Below are 19,422 nucleotides of genomic sequence, written 5' to 3' on the forward strand. Positions count from 1 at the left end.
ATGAACAGTCACTGTACATCCTCTTACTCTTGTGGCTTCCATTTACATAAATTTTGTCAAATCCAGACATTTTAAGCGATTTACCAGGATTCCTCCGAGAAGCCCAATCAGCGCCCCCGCTGCCGTTCCGGCTGCCAGAAGCACCGGAAGATAGTAGAACAGACTCGCATTTTCCACCACCAGCGCCGCCACGATAAGCTGCCCGATGTTGTGTCCCGCACCACCCAGGATGCTGACACCGGTCACGCCGAACCAGTCCAACCGGCGGAACACCACCATCAGAAGAAGGCTGACCGCAGCACCTGCCAGACTATACAGCATCATCGACAGGTTTCCAAACGTAAATCCTACCAGCACGATACGCACCAATGCAATCGCCGCTGCCGCACCGGATCCCAGCAGATACAGACTCACGATCGACGCCAGATTCGCCAGTCCCAGCTTGACCCCCGGAACGCCCAGGTTGATCGGTATCAGGGTCTCGACATAGCTCAGCAGAAATGCCAGTGCTGTCATCATTCCATATAAAGCGATTTTTCCGGCTCTGGATGTGCCCACTCGTCCTTTTTTCTGCATTTCTTCCTCCTCTGTATGCCTCTCTATATATTAGTAAAAATTTTTAGTTTTGTAAAGCGCGTAACTCCGATTTGTTACTGTTCACGCATACGTGCCCAGTAACGGAATTGGCACTTTCGGTTCCAAAAGTGCCTACCCGTGCCCAGTAACGATTTTGCCGCTGCGTTTGGTTTCTGGGCCGTAATCTTGACTTTCCTATCAACCTTTGTTAGAGTAGTTGCAGACATTTTTGCAAACATAGTTTCAAACCGAATTTTCGATATTTTTAAGAATGGAGCTCTTTATGAAAAAAAAGGATTTATCCGCGCTTCTGACACTTCTTGCCGTCGTATTTTTTGGCTGCGGCGCGGCGCTTCTTTTCAGCAAATCCCGCCGGGAGCCGATCAGCCGTTCCGCGTTTCTGCTGAATACATTTGTCAACATCACACTCTATGATTCGCAGGATGAAGCGATCCTTGACCACTGTGTGGACATGTGCCAGGAGTACGAAAACCGTTTCAGCAAGACGATCGAGGGCAGCGAGCTTTACAAGTTAAACCACCGCAGCGCCGACGAGACGACTTTTACCGTCTCCGACGATATGGCGGCGATGATTTCTGAAGGACTGCATTACAGTGAGGTTTCCCATGGTGCCTACGACCTGACGATCGAACCGCTCAGTTCTCTCTGGAATTTTACCAGCGACGAGCACGTGATCCCGGCGGAGGATGACATAACAGCGGCGGCAGAACGCGTCAACTGGAAAAATGTGAAACTTGACGGAAATACTTTAACCTTCCTCTCCCCGGACACGACGATTGACCTCGGCTCCATCGCCAAGGGCTACATTGCCGACCGCATGAAAGACTATCTGACCGAATCCGGCGTCGAAAGCGCCATCATCAACCTGGGCGGCAACGTACTCTGTGTCGGTGAGCGCACAAACCACCAGCCGTTCCGCATCGGGCTGCAGAAACCGTTTGCCGACTATGCAACGGTCTTTGCCGATCTGAATATTGATGACATGTCCGTTGTCTCCTCCGGCGTCTATGAGCGCCATTTTGAGAAAAACGGTGTCAATTACCATCACCTGTTAAACCCGAAAACAGGCTATCCGTACCAGAACGGACTGGTTTCCGTGACGATCGTCTCCCCGCGTTCGGTGGACGGCGATGTACTCAGCACGACCTGTTTCTCGATGGGACTGGATAAGGGTCTGGAACTCATCAATTCAATGGATGGCATTTATGCTTATTTTATCACGGATGATTATAAACTGATTTACTCGGATGGAGCGGAGGCATTTATTGATGAAATCAAAGAAAAATAGAAATGATTTTGTTTTGATTCTGGTTCTTCTTGCCGTCATACTCATCGGTTTTCTGGTTGTGCGCTTGCAGCGCCAGAAGGATGCTTTTACCGTTGATGTCAGTGTCAATGGAACAACCGTCGCCACCTACCGGCTGGATGAGGAGATAGACACCTGGATCGACGGGTATCAGGGGGGACAAAATCATCTGGTGATTCAAGATGGATGTGCCCGGATCGAAGAGGCAGACTGCCCGGACAAGCTCTGTGTGAAGCAGGGAACCGTTTCAGAGAGTGGGGAATCGCTGGTTTGCCTGCCGAATAGGGTGGTTGTGGCGGTTAAATAGATATGGTTTGCCAACACGGACGGAAACGCCCAGCGGGTACGCATAATTGCGCCGCTGGGCATTTTCTGTTTATTTTATTCCACAAATTTGATCGATTTTAAGCAGCTCTTCCTCGCTCAACGGTGCCCCATCCAACATTTTCAGATTATCTAATATCTGCTCCGGTTTGGACGCACCGATGAGAACGCTGGTTACCACATGATCCTTCATGACCCATTTGAGCGCCATCTGGGAGAGTTTTTCGCCTCTCTGTCCGGCCATCTCGTTGAGGGCGCGGATCTGGCTGATTTTTTCTTCGGTGAGCTGGTCTTTTTTGAGAAATCTGCCGTCGGTCATGACGCGGCTGTCGGCTGGGATGCCGTACAGATAACGGTCGGTTAAGGTTCCCTGTGCAAGCGGGCTGAATGCAATCAGACCTTTCTTTTCTTTGACAGCAGCTTCTTTTAAGCCGTTGTTTTCGATCGTGCGGTCAAAGATGCTGTAGCGGTTCTGATTGATGACGAACGGGCATTTCAGATCACGCAGGATCGCAGCGGCTTCCTGCATTTTTTGTCCATTGTAGTTGGAAAGTCCTGCATAGAGAGCTTTTCCGCTCTTAACTGCCTGATCGAGTGCTCCCATCGTCTCCTCAAGCGGCGTCTCCGGGTCCATCCGGTGATGGTAGAAAATGTCTACATACGGAAGTCCCAGGCGTGTAAGGCTCTGATCGAGGCTTGCAAGCAGGTATTTGCGGCTGCCCCAGTTTCCATAAGGGCCGTTCCACATCTCGTATCCGGCTTTCGTGCTGATGATCAGCTCGTCTCGATATGGCATGAAATTTTCCTTTACAATCCGTCCCAGATTTTCCTCAGCACTTCCCGGCTCCGGTCCATAATTGTTGGCAAGGTCAAAGTGCGTGACGCCATTGTCAAAAGCGGTAAAACACAGCTTCCGCATTGTCTCATAGACGCCGGTGTTGCCAAAATTATGCCAGAATCCCAGCGAAACTGCCGGGAGTCTGAGTCCGCTGCTGCCGCAGCGGTTGTAGGTCATTCCATCATATCTTGCGTCTGCTGCCTGATACATATACTCTTTCCTTTCCTACTCCCGTCCAGCCTCTGCCTGAACCTCGCGGATAGCTGCGTCGATCTGTGCCTCTACGGATACCGGCTTCTGGACCGGTGCTTCCGGCTGCTTCTTTACTTTCTGTACGGTCAGCGGCATATTAACGCCCAGCGGATTGAGAACGATGCCCTTTGCCTCCTCCGGGAGTACCTGAGCCAGCTTGAGCGCATCTACGACAACCGGGCGGAATTTCTTCTCACGGTTGAAACGCTGGAACTCGATCACATCCGTAAAGATCGGCTGGAAAATATCTCCGCTCTTTAATTTAACCAGCGGAATGCCATTTCCTTCCTCTGGAAGCGGCACGATATAGCGACCCTTCGTGAAGTGCGCGCCGATCTCCTCCTGTAAATCGTTTAATTCCGGCGTAATCTCCTGATTTGGCTGACGGCGCAGATCCTGCATATAGTAAAGCATCGTCAGGTGCAGCTCCGGGTTCTCCACCCAGACTTTTCCATTCTTGCTCTCCTCCGGGTCTTTGCGTCTTACAAACTCGGTCAGCTGAATCATCTTCTGCTCCTCGCCCACGTGTACCTGGATAGCATTGACACCCATCGTGTAAAGGCTGGTATAGAAAAGCAGAAGGCTCTTTCTGTCTACCTTCGCGATTCCTACCGGAATCTGCTGCTCTGCCAGCTTCTGTGCGCCTGCCTTTGCGCCCTCTTCGTCCGTAAACAGCAGGATGGCATCATCCATTGTTTCCGGATCACAGTATACATACGGCTCTTTCGTACATCCGGAAAGAATGGCATATAAGGAATCTGCCTCTCTTAACTTCTGTGCGAAGATATCCGGCTCCTGTTCATTCGTATTTGTCTGCTTTGTCTCGTTTTCCATCCGTCTAATCTCCTTTTTATTGAATCGTCATCAATGCCTCAAAATCAGCCCGTGCAAATCGGTGGTAAATCGTGTGCCCCATCTCCTCACGGATGCAGTAATCATATGCATCGATGCTGCTGTCTGTAAAATAAATGACATAATCAAAATCCATGCCGTCCGGCATCTGCCGACACTCATACGCACCGAATTTTTCAAACACAGCGGTAATCTCTTCCTTTGTGCAGGCGTGCTTTTCCCGAAACAACTGGATCAGCTCCTTTAAAAACGGCGGTTCCGGAACCTGCTCATGGACATACTCCACAAAATCCGGCGGGATCGTAAAGACGATCCGATCGGCGTGGATCCGAATCTGGGTATCTCCCATTTTCTCCTTCTTCGCCTCCAGCTCATGCCGTATCTTCTTCGCCAGCTCCCGGATATCCGTCTCCTGCATCTCCAGCATCGCATTCAGGGAAGAAAGCGGATAATAAAGGCGCATCGTCTCCCTGGCATAACCAAGTTTTAGCTGCGCCTCTTTGATCTGATCCGTCATATTTTGAATTAAAGCTTCCAGTCTCATGTCATACTCCTGCCTCGGAAACGAAACCTCCGTCCCCGGCATCTTTATTGGGTCGATTGAATCATTGATAAGTACCTTTTTCACAATCTCTCTCATTATAACAATTTACCGAAAATGCGTCAATATGCGGATATTTGCTTTTTCGGTTTCTGTACACGCATAGTTACTGGGCACGTATGCGTGTACAGTGACACACATATGTGCCCAGTAACAGACCTCTACAAATAGCAGGTCGTAAAATGCGCCTCGCCCTCGTCATCCAGATCCATGAGCATGTAGCTCGGGCGTCTGCCCTCCTGGCGCGGAAACGAAAGACTGCCCGGATTCAACACAGTCAGATCCCCGCGCCGCTCCAGATACGGCTTGTGGGTATGTCCAAACATCGCAATCTGCACGCCGCGATCCTGTGCCTCATCGATCAGGCGCTCCGTCCCAACCGATACGCTATAAAAATGACCGTGGGTCAGAAATGTGCGGTATTTTCCAATCGAAATCTCCTTCTCACGGTCCAGATGGGAGAAAAAATCATTATTTCCCAGCACCATATAGACCTCGCAGTCCGGGTTCTGCTCCTTACACCACGATGTAATCATGTCCTCACTTCCCTCGGCGTCACCCAGATGAATGAACATGTCAAACGGTGCTTCATTCTGGATGACTTCCAGCAGATTACCATCCCGACGGTGGGTGTCGCTTGTAATTAATATCTTTTTCATCTCTCGCCAAGCGCCTCCTTCAGCGCATCTTTCATCCGCTCCAGCGCCTTGCCCCGGTGGCTGATACGGTTTTTCTCCTCCATCGTGAGCTCTGCTGACGTTTTGCCGTACTCCGGCAGCCAGAGAATCGGATCATATCCAAATCCGCCGTTTCCAGCCGCTTCCTTTGCAATCTCGCCCTCCATCGCCGCTTCTGTGTGAAGCACTCTGCCATCCGGCAGCACTGCCGCGATATTGCACATAAAACGGGCGCTCCGCTCTTTTCCTTTTGCATCCTTCACGCGCTCAATCAAAATCCGGTTCTTTTCCTCATACGGTGTGTCCCCTAAATACCGCGCTGAATAAACGCCCGGCTCGCCGTTTAAATAATCTATCACCAGTCCAGAATCATCTGCCAGCACAATGCCGCCCGTCTTCTCCCAGACTGCCTTCGCCTTGATCTCTGCATTCTCGCGGAAGGTGGTTCCATTTTCCTCGATCTCGCCTTCAAATCCAGCCTCGCGCATCGTAACAATCTCACGGTTTAAATCCTTTAAAATCTCACGGATCTCTTTCAGCTTTCCCGCATTTCCCGTCGCAAATATAATTTTCTCGCTCACTTTTCCTCGCTCCTTTATCCTCAAACAGCATGGCTTTTCATATCCCGACATTCCGAATCACCGTTCTTCAAAAACGGCTTCCGCCATACCTTCACATCCGTACCAGCAATCAATTCCAGGAATCCACATTTCTCGTATACGCTTTCAGACAGACATTGCAGTTTTGCTCCGTCTCCACGCGCTCCCAGGAGGAACCGCGGTAACTGATATAGCCTTCACCGTCGCTTAAATCGACCGTCAGTCCCTTATCCGGCGAACTGTACTCGATCGCCACCGGATGAATCGCTCCCGGCGTCGTGATTTCGACAATCACGGCAAACCGTTCGCCTGCCTCCAGCGTCACCGTCTTATCCAGCAAAACCGTATAATATCCGGCGTTCGCAACCTCCCCGGAAGCCACCTTTCTGCGCCGCCCGAACTGGGAGCTGCCCTCGGCGTCCGTCACGGTATATACCTGATACGATGTATTTTCCCCGGTTGCATAGAAGCCGACTGCCTCCAACTCTTCTTTCTCCTCTGCCGTATAAATATTGGCAAAAAATGCCGATTCTTTTCCGTAACCGAGCTGCCCGACCCAGCCGCACAGATCTGCCTGGTAAATGTGGTCGTAATTATCTGCCGACTCGATTCCGGAATAGAGAATGTTGTGGATCCCAATATTTGTATCATAGTAGGACACGTAAAAATACCCATCGTCCCCAAATTCGCCGCCCCAGCTGTTGGCGCAGATAAACGCGCCATCCCCCTCCGGCGGCTGGTTAAAATTGTCTCTCGAATAGTGGTCATCCCAGCCGATGATCACAACGTCATGATTTGGCTTCTCATCGCCATTATACCAGTACGCCCCTGTCTCTTTCCGGTAATAATGCGTGTCGTCGCGGTCACTGACCATCGCCGTATACAGGGAACTCTGAACGCCTCCGTACAGATAAACCGCCCGTTTAACCGCCTCATAATCCTTCTCCGGCAACACCTGTATCTCCTGCACATGACAAGCAGGGCTTAAACCGTCAGGCGAATAGCCGTCGCCGTATGGATCCTCTTCTTCCAGCACCGGCCCCTGCCACGCCAGCAGATACGCCATCGACATCGTATACTCGCCCCCGGCATTCTGTGAAAAATGGAAGCTGTTCCGGAGGGACATATGATCCTCCGAAAAGCTGACATTCCACTCCGGCCGGACACGACTTTCCAGCGCCATCACCGATGCAAACGCCCAGCACGTTCCGAGACTCCCCTGGTTTTTAACCGCCGGTGCCCGGCCTGCCTTCCGGTAATCATAGGATTCCGGCAAAAACGTGGCTGGATCCTCTGACCCGGTCAGTTCCATTTTCCGGTTCTCTGCATCCCAATTTTCTTCATAGGAAAATACCTCCGTCACCGCCTCAAGCGGCACATACAGGATTCCATTGTCCCACTCCGGGGAAGCTGCAATCGTCTGGCTCTCCTCTCCAAGCAAAAGTTCCGGGCTTCCGACCGTCATCTCCGCATGAGTATTGCCGCGCTCCATCACAAGCCGGTTTCCATCGTAGAGAAGCGCCGCGCAGAAAAGCGCGTCCGGCAGCATCCCATACGGTATCATAAACTGCCCGTCCTGCGACATTCTCAAGCCTCCAAGCTGCGGATCGACCGTTGTTCCATCGACTTCCAGCGTGATCGGGCTGTCATTAATCTCCTCGGCCATCTGCTCATACCACTCCGGCTGCCACTCGGCGCTCTCCTCCGTCTTTTCCACCTGCTTCGGAATATGAATCAGACGGTTCTCGCGTACCAGAAATCCCAGCAGAAGCACCAGAAGCGCCCCATAGAAAACATTACGCTTCAACCTGATCCCCCGTTTTTCTTCTCGGCGGCTTCGGACCCATAAACTGATAATAATACGTCTTCATCATACCATTGTAGATTTTCCGGTTCTTGTCCGCTTTCCTGCCAATATAGCGCTCTGCGTCCTCATACGCGGTAATCAGGTACATCGACCAGGAATCCAGCGCCTTAAACCGTTCACCGATCGTCTTATAGAGCGCTGGAAGGTTCTTTTTCTCCTCGATACGCTCGCCGTAAGGCGGGTTTGTGATAATAAAGCCATATTTCTTCGGATGGCTCAGCTGCGCCACCGGACGCTCCTGGAAATGAATCATGTGATCCACTCCGGCTCTCTCCGCATTTTCCCGCGCCGCCTTGATTACCTCTCCGTCAATATCGTAGCCCTGAATGTCTACCTTTACGGTATCATCCACCATCTCGGTCGCTTCATCGATCGCGTCGTACCAGCATTTCTTCGGAATCAGGTTTGTCCAGCTCTCCGACAGGAAGGAACGGTTCATGCCCGGTGCCATATTTGCCGCGATCATCGCCGCCTCGATTGGGAAAGTACCGCTTCCGCAGAACGGATCGACCAGAATCCGGTCCGCTTTCCACGGAGTCAGAAGAATCAGCGCCGCTGCCAGTGTTTCCGTGATCGGCGCCTTACTCGTCATCTGACGGTAACCGCGCTTGTGCAGCGACTCGCCGCTCGTATCGATACCGACTGTCACCTGATCCTTATAGAAAAAGACGCGCAGCGGATATTCATTGCCCGTCTCCGGCATCCGGTCCAGATCGTAATATTCCTGCATATGACGGGCAATCGCCTTTTTCATAATTCTCTGGATATCTGACGGGCTGAACAGCTTACTCGAAATAGACGACGCCTTTTTAACCCAGCATTTACCGTCCTTCGGAAGATATTTCTCCCACGGAATCGCACGGGTCGCCTCAAACAGCTCGTCAAAGGTCACTGCCTTGAAGCTTCCCACTTTTAAAAGGACGCGCTCCGCCGTCCGCAGAAAAATATTCGCACGGCAGATCGCCTCCGCATCGCCGATAAAGGTTACGCGACCATTTTCCACCTCGGTAACCTCATAGCCCAGATCCACTACCTCTTTTTTTAACACTGCTTCCAGTCCAAAATGACAGGGAGCAATCAGTTCATATCGTTCCAATCTTTTTTCCTCTTATCTCTCTGTGGATTCATTGCCAAATCATTTCATGCAAAGAATCCTTTTATTTTCATTACAGTCTTCACCATTTTTATTCTAGTTGACTGGTCTGCATCTGTCAATGAAAAGCCGCGGCAAAAGTGTCTATCTCAGGCTGCACTGATACTTCCCCTGATAAAAGCGGTAACCGCCGCCCAGATTATAAACCTCATATCCCATCCGGTCATACCAGCCGCACACCAGAAGGCTTTCACTCCCCCGCGCACAGTAAAACAGAAGCGGACGTTCACCTGTAAGTGTCTGCCGGTTATCCTGAAGCCATAAAAATGGAATATTTTCCGCCTCGCAGAGGTGAGACTCATTATATTCTTCCGGCGTCCGAAGGTCAATCAGCCGTCCCGTGTACCCTTGCTCCAGCCACGCGTCCAGATACCGCACCGGTATGGTCTGATACATCCGTCATCCCTCCTCATTTTATACAAAAACGGTTTCTGACAGAACCCGATTTCTTTTTTAACTCTATGTAATATTAATATATGCTTTGTCCGGCGGACAGGTGTCGGAGGAGATGCGGCAGCCTCTTCCATTGGCTAGAAAACGAACAAATGCCGGGAAACGGTGGATATTCCGCATTCCCGGCATTCACTATTTTTTCTCTTATCTGCCTGTCTCATCAGTCACAATCGCTGTAATCATCCTCTGTCTTGTCCTGATACTGGTTTTTAGAGCTATTCCTGGAACGGTTCTGGCTCTGGTTCTGCATGCGGTTCTGGCTCTGGTTGGAACCATAATTAGAGCTGTTCTTGGATGCATTTTTGGTGCTGTTTTTCTCAGCACTGTTATCATAGTTGCTGTAACTGTTTTTGCTTGACATAAGTCATTCCTCCTAAATTCCTGCCCTGTCAGGTTTTCTACGTGTCGGTTCCGGCTTCCTGTGAACAGCCGCTTAACCGTCACTTTCTTGTTACAGGTCTTAGTATGGAATTTTACTGCGAAAGTATGCAGGGTAATTCTTACTTTTTATGCCAGTAATATTTTTTTGTTTCATCGGACGCAATTTCCTATGAAATCAAAAAACATCTACATCCAACCCTTTTTTCATGAAAAGGTTCAATGCAGATGTTTCGTAAATTCATTCTTAACCCAGCACGTTCACAATCTTAACCGGTGTGCGGTAGTTCCATGGGGAAGTCTTGATGCCGGTTCTTTCAGTTGAAGCATGTACCACTTTGCCGTCGCCGATATACATCGCTACATGGTTGATACCTCTTCCGCTTCCGTAGAAAATCAGGTCGCCCGGCTGCATCTGGTCAGCGCTGATTGCTGTACCCTGCTTGGACTGGGAAGTTGAAGAACGGTTCAGGCTCACACCGGCACCGTGCTGCATCACATATTTCGTAAAACCAGAACAGTCAACCCCTGTGTGCGGGTCGCTGCCGCCAAATTTATAACGTCCACCTACAAACTGCAGTGCATAATTGACTAACTGCTCTCTGGTCGAGAGATTGCTCTGCTCTGCGACAAATGCATCTGCGACTGCAGCTGCTTCCTCTGCCTTGCTGAGCATAACGCTACTCTGAACCTTCAAATAGCCTTCCATCTCACCGGCCGTTACCTTGATCCAGCTGTCATCTGCCTTTCCAACTACGTCATAGGACTCGCCCTTTTCAGCCATCGCTACTACTTCTGAGTTTTCATCCTCATCCGCATAGATCGAAAGGTCTGCTGCCACGGTTGCCACCATGTCGCTCTCATAACCTGTAGACGGCCCCGCAAAAGCTGCCTGCGCGCTGCCAATGGTCAGCATTGAGCACACGCATACCATACTGAAAAGTTTCTTTGTTCTATTTAAATTCATGCTTCAAAACTCCTTAATTAGATTTTGTGATTCCCGCAGATATTGCTGAAACAAAAGAATCGAGTCCCAATCGCTGTGGTGTTATCTATCGGTCGAAATGTTACATAATTATTAAATCTTGTTACGTTATTATTATATTTTCTTTTCTTTTCGTTGTCAAGGAAATGACGGATCTTTTATATTTATTTAAGATTTTAATTTCGGACAAAAAAACGCAAAAATACAGGGAATTTCAACCATATTGGGACAAAATATTTTTGCCCCAGGCTGCCGAAATTCCCTGTATTTTCAAGTGTTTTTTATATCATCTCATATATAATGCAAATCACGATTCTGAAACATATTTCATAATTCTAAGATTCTGTCTCTGGCAAAATTTTATTTTCATTTTTCACCAGCCGTGTCCAGCGTAAACCAGAACTCCACACCGTTCTCATGGTTCTTCACACCGCACGCCTTATGGTGCATCTCCATGATCGCCTTGACGATCGAAAGCCCGATGCCGCTGCCGCCATATTCCCGCGTTCTCGCTTTATCTACCTTGTAAAACTTCGTCCAAAGGTTCGAAAGTGCTTCGTCCGGGATCGGATTTCCCGTGTTAAACACTTCCACGCAGACCTCTTTTCCATCGCGCCGGTGGTCAATCCGGATCTGAATCTTCTTCTCCCCGCCGCCCACATGATGAATCGCGTTCGTCAGATAATTGGTGATGACTTCCTCTATTTTAAATTCATCGCCCATGACGTAGACCGGTTCCTTCCCGTCAAAATCCACAGTCAGCTCATTCTGCTTAAGCAGCACACCGGAAGAAGAAATCACACTGGCAATCAGCTCCGTCAGGTCAAACCGCTCCACAGACAGCCGCTCTCCCCCAAATTCCAGCGCCGTCAAGGTCAGAAGCTGGCGCACCATCCGATTCATTTTCCCAGCCTCGTCCATGATAACGCCGCAGTAATAATCGCGGTTCTCCTTGTCCTCCGCCATGCCCTCGACGAGTCCTTCCGCATAGCCCTGAATCAGCGCGATCGGCGTCTTTAACTCATGCGACACATTCGCAATGAACTCCTTCCGCATCTCATCGATCTGCACTTTCTCGTCAATATCCTTTTTAAGCTGTGCATTCGCCTCTTTCAGTTCCCCGATCGTTGTCTTGAGGCGCTCCGAAAGCACATTCATGCTGTTTCCAAGCGTATCAATTTCCTCCGTCGAGCGGCGGCTTGTCTCATAGCGGGCATCAAAATCCAGGTTCGACATCTTTTCCGACAGCTCCGACAGCCGTTTGATCGGCATCGTAATGTGCCGGGTAATAAAATAAATCAGAATACTTCCCGCCAGAATTACCACGATTCCAACAAACATCAGAAACCGGTTTGAGATAGCCGCGCTCTCATGGATGCTCTCCATCGGCATCGTCATGATGAAAATGGTCGCATTATCCGAGAAAAATCCCCAGCTTTCCAGATAAAACGTCTTGCTGAGCGGGTCAAACGTCTTCTGAATCATGTAGTTGTCATATTCCCGCAATACATCCCGCTTCGCCCCCGCATGACCGACGATATAGCGCCGCACCCGGTCACGCATGACTTCCACATCCCGCGCCGAGGAGACGAGTGTCTGGTCACTCTCGCTGTCATATAAAAGCAGGGAAATATTCGACCGGTCACGCAGCTCGCGGATCACATTTGCCAGCCGGACACCGCCGCTCGAAGCTTCCTCCCCATCCAGTGCATCCGCCGATGCATCCTCCGAGTCATCCTCCAGCACCACCGTGTCACCTTCCGCATATTCACCCAACGCATCCTGTGTCTCATCGCCAGCCCTATCACCGGTTCCATTTTTACCAGACTGAGCCGAACCGCCATCCGCACTGTCCATATCAGAACTTCCATCTTTCGACTTCTGGTACTCTTTCCAGCCCGAATTCAGCTCCGCCTGTGCGTCCTCCAGCGAACTCTCGCCATTCCGGACCTCATCCTGGATAATCGCGTCAATCGCCCGATATCCCTTTTCCAGCGTATGAATCTTATAATTCTGGTAATATCCGGACAGAAACCAGTTATTGATACACCAGATAAGCGCGATTGCAACCGTCATCAACCCGGCAAATATGATTGTAAATTTCCATCGGACCGAACGTTTCATTCGCTTACCTCAAATTTGTAGCCCATGCCCCAGATCGTCTTGATGTACTCGCCTTTCTCGCCCAGCTTACTCCGAAGCTTCTTCACATGCGTATCGATCGTCCGCGCATCGCCGAAATAATCATAATTCCATACATTATTCAGAATTTTTTCTCTCGAAAGCGCAATTCCCTGATTCTCTGCAAAATACGTCATCAGCTCAAATTCCTTGTAGCTTAAATCCACCGGTTTTCCATCCACGCTGACCTGATGTGCCGTCTTATCAATGTGGATGCCGCCCACATCGATCACATCCTGGCTGCCGCCGTTGCTGCGGCGCAGGATCGCCTCCACACGTGCGACCAAGATCTTCGGACTGAACGGTTTGGAAATATACTCATCCACGCCCAGATTAAAGCCCTGCAGCTCGTCGCTCTCCTCGCCTCTCGCCGTCAGCATGATGATCGGCACCTGCGAATACTTGCGGATCGTCTTCACAACCTCCCAGCCGTCCATCTTCGGCATCATCACATCCAGAAGAATCAGCGCAATGTCCTTCTGCTGGAAAAACAGATCCACCGCCTCCTCGCCGTCCCCGGCTTCCAGCACCTGATACCCTTTAATCGAAAGGAAGTCCTTCACCAGCTTCCGCATCCTCGCCTCATCGTCCACGACCAGTATTTTAATCTTATCCATAAAATCTTCACCTCATTTATTTTACTCTGCCGTGTATGACAGAACCTTTTTCCACGCTGTCATATCCTGATTACATTCTCAATCTGTCTGTATTTTAGCAGATTCGGGTGGGAGATTCCATAGGTTCACAAAAGATTCATAGTTTCTGCCACATATAGAAAAGAGAGTCCTTTTCCATCCTCCTGGGTTCCCCAATGCAAGCAATTTATATATTCAGTTGCCAAGGACAAATGGAACTTTTTCATCTCACACGCAAAACAGGACTGTCCGACAAAATCCAGTATTTCCCTGCATTTCTCATCCAGCCCTGTTTGCTTTCTATTTCACAGTCTTCCCAGGCTGTTCCATATCTTATATTTTATTCTTCGGTCTTCTCCGCTTCATCGCTCTCGACCACACCAATGGAAAGATCTTCAAGCTGTTTCGGATCAACCTGAGACGGTGCTTCCATCATCAGGCAGGAAGCATCTTTTACCTTCGGGAATGCGATGACGTCGCGGATGCTGTCTGCGCCGACCATCAGCATAACCATACGGTCCATACCGTAAGCCAGACCAGCGTGCGGCGGTACTCCGTATTTGAATGCGTCTAACAGGAAGCCGAACTGCTCCTGTGCTTTCTCCTTCGTGAATCCAAGAACCTCAAACATCTTCTCCTGGATGTCTGCCTGATGGATACGGACAGAACCGCCGCCCATCTCGGTACCGTTCAGGACGATATCGTATGCTTTTGCACGTACCTTGCCCGGATCAGTATCGATCAGCGGAAGATCCTCTTCCATCGGCATGGTAAATGGATGGTGCATAGCTACGTAGCGATCCTCTTCCTCTGAATATTCAAGCAGCGGGAACTCGGTTACCCACAGGAACTTGAAATCATCCTTCTTTAAGAGGTCAAGCTGTCTAGCGATCTCCAGACGTAAGTTTCCAAGTACATCAAATACAACTTTATCCTTGTCAGCTGCGAACAGAAGCAGATCGCCCGGCTTACCGCCCATAGCAGCCACCAGTGCATCCAGCTCTTCCGGCTTCATGAACTTGGAGAAGGAGCACTTGTAGGTACCGTCCTCATGGATTGCCAGATATGCAAGACCTTTTGCACCAAAGCCTTTTGCGTACTCAACCAGCGCATCGATCTTCTTTCTCGGCATAGCGCCCTGTCCTTCTGCGTTGATACCGCGGACAGAGCCGCCATTTTCCAGTGCACTCTTAAATACAACGAACTCGCAGTCTTTTACTACATCCGATACGTTTTTCAACTCCATGCCGAAACGCAGATCCGGCTTATCGGAACCGAAACGATCCATTGCCTCGCGCCAGGTCATACGCTGGATCGGAATCTGCAGATCGTAATTGCAGATCTCCTTGAAGAGCTTCTTTAACAGACGCTCATTGACATCCAGAACGTCCTCAACGTCAACGAAGGAAAGCTCCATATCGATCTGGGTAAACTCAGGCTGACGATCGGCTCTTAAGTCCTCGTCACGATAGCAGCGTGCCAGCTGGAAGTAGCGGTCATATCCAGAACACATCAGAAGCTGTTTTAACAGCTGCGGAGACTGCGGCAGTGCATAGAAGCTGCCCGGATGTACACGGCTCGGTACCAGGTAGTCTCTCGCGCCCTCCGGAGTACTTTTAATCAGAGTCGGAGTCTCAATCTCAAGGAAGCCTTCCTCTGCTAAGAATGCACGGGTCAGGATAGCCACGCGGCTTCTTGTCATCAGGTTTCTCTGGATATCCGGACGTCTCAGATCCAGGTAACGGTATTTCAGGCGAAGATCCTCTTTGGTTTTGGAGTTCTCCTCGATCGGGAACGGCGGTGTCTCAGACTCTGCCAAAATGCGGAGGTAATCCGCGCGGATCTCAATCGCACCTGTCTTTAAGTTTTCATTTACTGCACCGGAACGTGCCTCTACGCGTCCGGTTACAGCGATAACGAACTCGCTTCTCAGCTTTTCTGCCTTTGCAAAGCTCTCAGCGCCGCAGTCAGCTTCCTCGAAGATCAGCTGCAGGATACCGGAACGATCCCGCAGATCCACGAAAATAATGCCGCCTTTATTTCTGCTCTTCTGAACCCAGCCCATAACGGTTACTTTCTCACCGATATTGGCAGTTCCCAGCTCGGTACAGCGATGGGAACGTTTCAGTCCTGCCATAGATTCTGCCATGATAGTATTTCCTCCGTTTATTATAGTTTTATCTGAAAAATTCAAAAACTGAATCACTTCAAACTGTCTTTGTAAAATTCCACGATCTCCTCGTAGCCGTCCTTCGCCAGCTGCTCCTTCTGGAATTTCTTGTTCTTGTTCATCTGTGCGACTGCCACGCGGGTGCCGTTAGCGCGCTCTTCCTGTGCTTTCTTTAAGACGGCACGGAACTGCTCGCCGCTTAAACCTTTCTCATACAGGAATGCTTTCTTGCCGGCTGCCTCCGGTACTTTGAAACCGGAATCCATCAGGATCGTGATGATACGCTCAAAACCGATGGAAAATCCGCACGCCGGTGTATCGACGCCGGTAAATTTGCCGATCAGCTTGTCGTAACGTCCGCCGCCTGCAACGGAGCCGCCGAAGCCTTCCATGGAAACCTCAAAAATCGTTCCGGTATAGTAGCCCATGCCGCGCACCAGCGTCGGGTCAAATTCAAGACCGAATTCGATGTCTGCAACCGCTTTAACAGTCTCCATGATCGTTGCCAGATTCTCTGCCTTTGCCGGATCCATCACGCCGGAGAGCTTCTCGCCCAGCGCGCGGACGCCTGCCGCATCGTTCTGAATCTCTGCCAGAAGTCCGGTGTATTTCTCAACCGCCTCTGGCGCATAACCTTCTGCAAGCAGCTCTTCGCGGACACCGTCCAGACCGATCTTATCCATCTTATCGAGAATGATAAATACCTTATCTGTCTCATTTTCCGGGAATCCGCTGTAATCTGCCATGCCCTTTAAGATCGCACGGTCATTGACGCGGACAGTGTATGCCTTGTCCGGGCAGATGCGCTTCAGCGCCTTGGTAAGCGCCAGAATCTCCTCGATCTCAGCCAGGTTTGTCGCATCACCTAAAATATCGATATCACACTGTACAAACTGACGGAAACGTCCCTTCTGCGGACGATCGGCACGCCATACGCTTCCGACCTGCAGCGCCTTGAACGGCGCTGATAAATTAGCAGAATTGTTTGCATAATAACGGCTGAGCGGCAGAGTTAAGTCATAGCGGAGACCACCGTCTACGACATCTGCCTCTGTCTGTGCTGTCTCGACGTTCAGCTTCTCGCCTCTCTTTAAAATCTTGAAGATCAGCTTCTCATTGTCGCCGCCCTGCTTGCTGGTCAGGTTCTCAATGTGCTCCACGCACGGAGTCTCGATCGCCGAGAAGCCGTATCCGCGGTAGGTATCTTTGATGATATTCAGCACATAATCCCGGATCTCCATCTCGCCCGGAAGAATGTCCTTCATGCCTGTAACTGGTTTTTTCTTTAAAGCCATGTGTCAAACTCCTTCTATGTCTTTCTGCAACCATATTTCCCGCGCAAAGAAAAGTTCACTTTTCCATGCTGGAAACTGGATTTTTATGTTTCTCTGTTACAAAGTGTTTTTCTGCATCTGACACCCTGTATCTGTGAATTTTTCGTTTTTACTCTCTTCGTCCAAGCAGCTTCTCTTTCCGCCCGATCATCTCATCGATCCGGTCGATATACTGCTCAACTTCCTTGACGTTCTCCGCCCTCTCAATCCGGTTTTCTGCCGGGAAATAAACCTTGGTGGTCGTTCCCGCACCGCAGGCGGCGATCGTCTGTTTCTCTTCCATAATCAATATATTATAGAGACATTCCTTGCCCGGAACCGCATAACCGACATTTTCAAAATTGCCCGCCATATTTTTCTGGCGGTAGAGATAGTACGGTTTCAGTCCCATCTCCTCGGCATACTGCGCGGTCAGGTCAATCATCTCCTGTGTATTGACAATCTTCAGATTTCCGTAGCGCTCCTTATAGATATTCAGGCGCGCCGCGCGCTTGATCGCCAGCGAATGCACCGTCACGCTGTCCGGTCTGAGTGCCTTGATCTCCTCCATTGTCTGGCGGACATCGTCGATCGTCTCCTCCGGCAGACCCACGATCAGGTCCATATTGATATTGTCAAATCCCAGCTCCCGCGCCAGCAGGAATTTTTCCTTCACATCCTCCACCGTATGACGGCGTCCGATGAGATCAAGCGTCGCCTGCTTCATCGTCTGCGGATTGATGGAAATACGGGAAATGCCGTGATTCCGGAGCACCTGCAGCTTTTCGCGCGTGATGCTGTCCGGACGTCCCGACTCAACGGTAAATTCAACTGCCTGTTCCACCGGGAATAATTCTTCCACCTTTGTCAGGATCTCATCCAGATCCTGCGGATTTAACGAGGTCGGTGTGCCGCCTCCAAAATAGATGGTCGAAAGCGGGCGATCCTTCATCTGCTCCGCCACATATTCCATTTCCTTAAAAAGCGCCTCTTTGTAGAGGTCCATCCGTTTTTCCCATTTCACAATCGGAAACGACGTAAACGAACAGTACAGGCAGGTCGTCGGACAGAACGGGATTCCCACATACAGGCTGTACCCATTCTCATAATCGATCGTGGACAGCAGGCGTCTCTCGCGCTCCGCCACGTCGATGCTCAGATCGATCTTTTCCTTGCTGGTGAAATACGTCTCGCGCATATAGGTCTCGATCTGCTCGTCCGTCCAGCCATCATACAGCTTCGTGAGCGCAATCTTCGTCGGACGGATGCCGGTAAGCGTCCCCCACGGAAGCTCTCTGCCGGTCTGGGCAGTCAAAAGACGGTATAACGTCTGTTTGATCTCATTTTTCGTCTCAAAACGGTTGGAAAAATCCGGATAAATCAAAGCAAAGTGAACAGCTTCTTTCTTCACCGGCGTCACATCCAGTGAAAACGAGTTTCCGTCCCGGACTCCCCGCACAATCAGAGCCGCCTCCCCGGCTTCCTCTTCCTTGTGCGTAAATGTCTCGCCCGGATAAAATGCCATCAGGAGCTCACGGATATCCTGTTCAAAGGACGCGTCATTTAACAAAATCGCTATCATGCTTCGCGCCCCCTGTATCCCGCCAGCGGATTGTACTGTTTTTCGTCGGCGATCGTCGTATATCCCATGTGTCCCGGATATACATTCGTATCATCCGGCAGGTTCAGAAGGATATCTGCCACCGAATGAATCATCTGACGTCCGCTTCCAGTCGGGAAATCGATGCGTCCGTAAGAACCTTCAAATAAGGTATCTCCCGAAAACAGCACCCTCTCTGATTTTACATAATAACAACAGGAACCTTCCGTGTGCCCCGGTGTATGAAGCATCTGGAACGTGTAGCCCGCTGCCTCGAACGTCTCTCCATCCTTCAAAAGCATATCCGCTTTCAGATGCAGACCGCCGCCCTGAAACTGGACGGACAAGTTCTTATCCGGATCCGCCAAGACCGCCTGCTCCTGCTCACAGGCATAAACCGGCACGCCCAGATCCCGTCTCAGCTCTTCCATCGCCGTCACATGGTCAAAATGTCCATGAGTCAGCAGAATCGCCTTTGCCTTCGCTCCGGTCTGCGCCAGTGCATCCTCGATCCTCGCCGCCTCATCGCCCGGATCAACAATCACAGCTTCCTTCGTCTCCGGATGCACCGCAATATAACAGTTCGTCTGGACCATTCCCACGATCAGCCGTTTTATCTCCATCTTTTCCTCCTAATAATA

At 50.4% G+C, this 19,422-nt stretch carries 19 protein-coding genes; 2 read left to right on the forward strand and 17 right to left on the reverse strand.

The annotated features are described in order from the left end of the window. Positions 1-42 precede the first annotated feature (42 nt). Entirely contained in the window at positions 43-576 is a 534-nt protein-coding gene (locus tag DWX68_RS07370) for a Gx transporter family protein (RefSeq protein WP_118472165.1), read from the reverse strand. Positions 577-859: 283 nt separating this feature from the next. Here DWX68_RS07370 and DWX68_RS07375 point away from each other — a divergent pair, with 283 nt between their 5' ends. Then, positions 860-1,885, forward strand: a complete 1,026-nt coding sequence (locus DWX68_RS07375) for an FAD:protein FMN transferase (RefSeq protein ID WP_107000498.1) — start codon at positions 860-862, stop codon at positions 1,883-1,885. Continuing rightward, positions 1,866-2,210 (forward strand): NusG domain II-containing protein, encoded by a 345-nt coding sequence (locus tag DWX68_RS07380; protein ID WP_181357182.1) that lies wholly within the window; start codon positions 1,866-1,868, stop codon positions 2,208-2,210. The genes DWX68_RS07375 and DWX68_RS07380 overlap by 20 nt, the downstream gene beginning before the upstream one ends. A 69-nt stretch (positions 2,211-2,279) precedes the next feature. Here DWX68_RS07380 and DWX68_RS07385 read toward each other — a convergent pair whose 3' ends face one another. From DWX68_RS07385 to DWX68_RS07460, 16 genes are all read right to left on the reverse strand, one after another. Then, positions 2,280-3,275 (reverse strand): aldo/keto reductase, encoded by a 996-nt coding sequence (locus DWX68_RS07385; protein WP_118628918.1) that lies wholly within the window; start codon positions 3,273-3,275, stop codon positions 2,280-2,282. Positions 3,276-3,290: 15 nt separating this feature from the next. Next, the gene (locus DWX68_RS07390) at positions 3,291-4,151 is read right to left on the reverse strand and encodes an SseB family protein (RefSeq protein ID WP_022359338.1); all 861 of its coding nucleotides are present in this window, start codon (positions 4,149-4,151) and stop codon (positions 3,291-3,293) included. Between the two features lie 16 nt (positions 4,152-4,167). After that, positions 4,168-4,797, reverse strand: a complete 630-nt coding sequence (locus tag DWX68_RS07395) for a DUF3877 family protein (RefSeq protein ID WP_182432155.1) — start codon at positions 4,795-4,797, stop codon at positions 4,168-4,170. Between the two features lie 134 nt (positions 4,798-4,931). Then, positions 4,932-5,429 (reverse strand): metallophosphoesterase, encoded by a 498-nt coding sequence (locus DWX68_RS07400; RefSeq protein ID WP_117796169.1) that lies wholly within the window; start codon positions 5,427-5,429, stop codon positions 4,932-4,934. Beyond that, the gene (rdgB, locus tag DWX68_RS07405; protein ID WP_107000503.1) at positions 5,426-6,028 is read right to left on the reverse strand and encodes an RdgB/HAM1 family non-canonical purine NTP pyrophosphatase; all 603 of its coding nucleotides are present in this window, start codon (positions 6,026-6,028) and stop codon (positions 5,426-5,428) included. Before rdgB ends, DWX68_RS07400 begins: the two co-directional genes overlap by 4 nt. Before the next feature lie 109 nt (positions 6,029-6,137). Further along, positions 6,138-7,853 carry a lectin like domain-containing protein gene (locus DWX68_RS07410; RefSeq protein ID WP_118628920.1) on the reverse strand — a complete coding sequence of 572 codons (1,716 nt, stop codon included), beginning with the start codon at positions 7,851-7,853 and terminating at the stop codon, positions 6,138-6,140. Further along, positions 7,843-9,009: a class I SAM-dependent RNA methyltransferase gene (locus DWX68_RS07415; RefSeq protein WP_107000505.1), complete on the reverse strand. Its 1,167-nt coding sequence runs from the start codon at positions 9,007-9,009 to the stop codon at positions 7,843-7,845. The genes DWX68_RS07410 and DWX68_RS07415 overlap by 11 nt, the downstream gene beginning before the upstream one ends. Before the next feature lie 141 nt (positions 9,010-9,150). Then, positions 9,151-9,462 (reverse strand): rhodanese-like domain-containing protein, encoded by a 312-nt coding sequence (locus tag DWX68_RS07420; protein ID WP_118628921.1) that lies wholly within the window; start codon positions 9,460-9,462, stop codon positions 9,151-9,153. Positions 9,463-9,679: 217 nt separating this feature from the next. After that, positions 9,680-9,880 (reverse strand): hypothetical protein, encoded by a 201-nt coding sequence (locus tag DWX68_RS07425; RefSeq protein WP_107000506.1) that lies wholly within the window; start codon positions 9,878-9,880, stop codon positions 9,680-9,682. Positions 9,881-10,144: 264 nt separating this feature from the next. Beyond that, entirely contained in the window at positions 10,145-10,864 is a 720-nt protein-coding gene (locus DWX68_RS07430; RefSeq protein WP_118628922.1) for a C40 family peptidase, read from the reverse strand. A gap of 384 nt (positions 10,865-11,248) precedes the next feature. Then, positions 11,249-13,006 carry a HAMP domain-containing sensor histidine kinase gene (locus DWX68_RS07435; protein ID WP_118628923.1) on the reverse strand — a complete coding sequence of 586 codons (1,758 nt, stop codon included), beginning with the start codon at positions 13,004-13,006 and terminating at the stop codon, positions 11,249-11,251. After that, a complete protein-coding gene (locus DWX68_RS07440) occupies positions 13,003-13,680 on the reverse strand; it encodes a response regulator transcription factor (protein WP_022359328.1) in 678 nt (225 codons plus the stop codon). Before DWX68_RS07440 ends, DWX68_RS07435 begins: the two co-directional genes overlap by 4 nt. A gap of 358 nt (positions 13,681-14,038) precedes the next feature. Next, the gene (gene aspS, locus DWX68_RS07445) at positions 14,039-15,847 is read right to left on the reverse strand and encodes an aspartate--tRNA ligase (protein WP_118628924.1); all 1,809 of its coding nucleotides are present in this window, start codon (positions 15,845-15,847) and stop codon (positions 14,039-14,041) included. 53 nt (positions 15,848-15,900) lie between these two features. Continuing rightward, positions 15,901-17,163 carry a histidine--tRNA ligase gene (hisS, locus tag DWX68_RS07450; protein ID WP_118628925.1) on the reverse strand — a complete coding sequence of 421 codons (1,263 nt, stop codon included), beginning with the start codon at positions 17,161-17,163 and terminating at the stop codon, positions 15,901-15,903. Between the two features lie 148 nt (positions 17,164-17,311). Then, complete coding sequence (gene hemZ / locus DWX68_RS07455) at positions 17,312-18,763, reverse strand: coproporphyrinogen dehydrogenase HemZ (protein ID WP_118628926.1); 1,452 nt, start codon at positions 18,761-18,763, stop codon at positions 17,312-17,314. Continuing rightward, positions 18,760-19,404: an MBL fold metallo-hydrolase gene (locus tag DWX68_RS07460; protein ID WP_118628927.1), complete on the reverse strand. Its 645-nt coding sequence runs from the start codon at positions 19,402-19,404 to the stop codon at positions 18,760-18,762. The genes hemZ and DWX68_RS07460 overlap by 4 nt, the downstream gene beginning before the upstream one ends. Positions 19,405-19,422: the final 18 nt, after the last annotated feature.

The organism is Clostridium sp. AF20-7 (genome assembly GCF_003479275.1).
GTDB classification, from domain to species: Bacteria; Bacillota; Clostridia; order Lachnospirales; family Lachnospiraceae; genus Otoolea; species Otoolea fessa.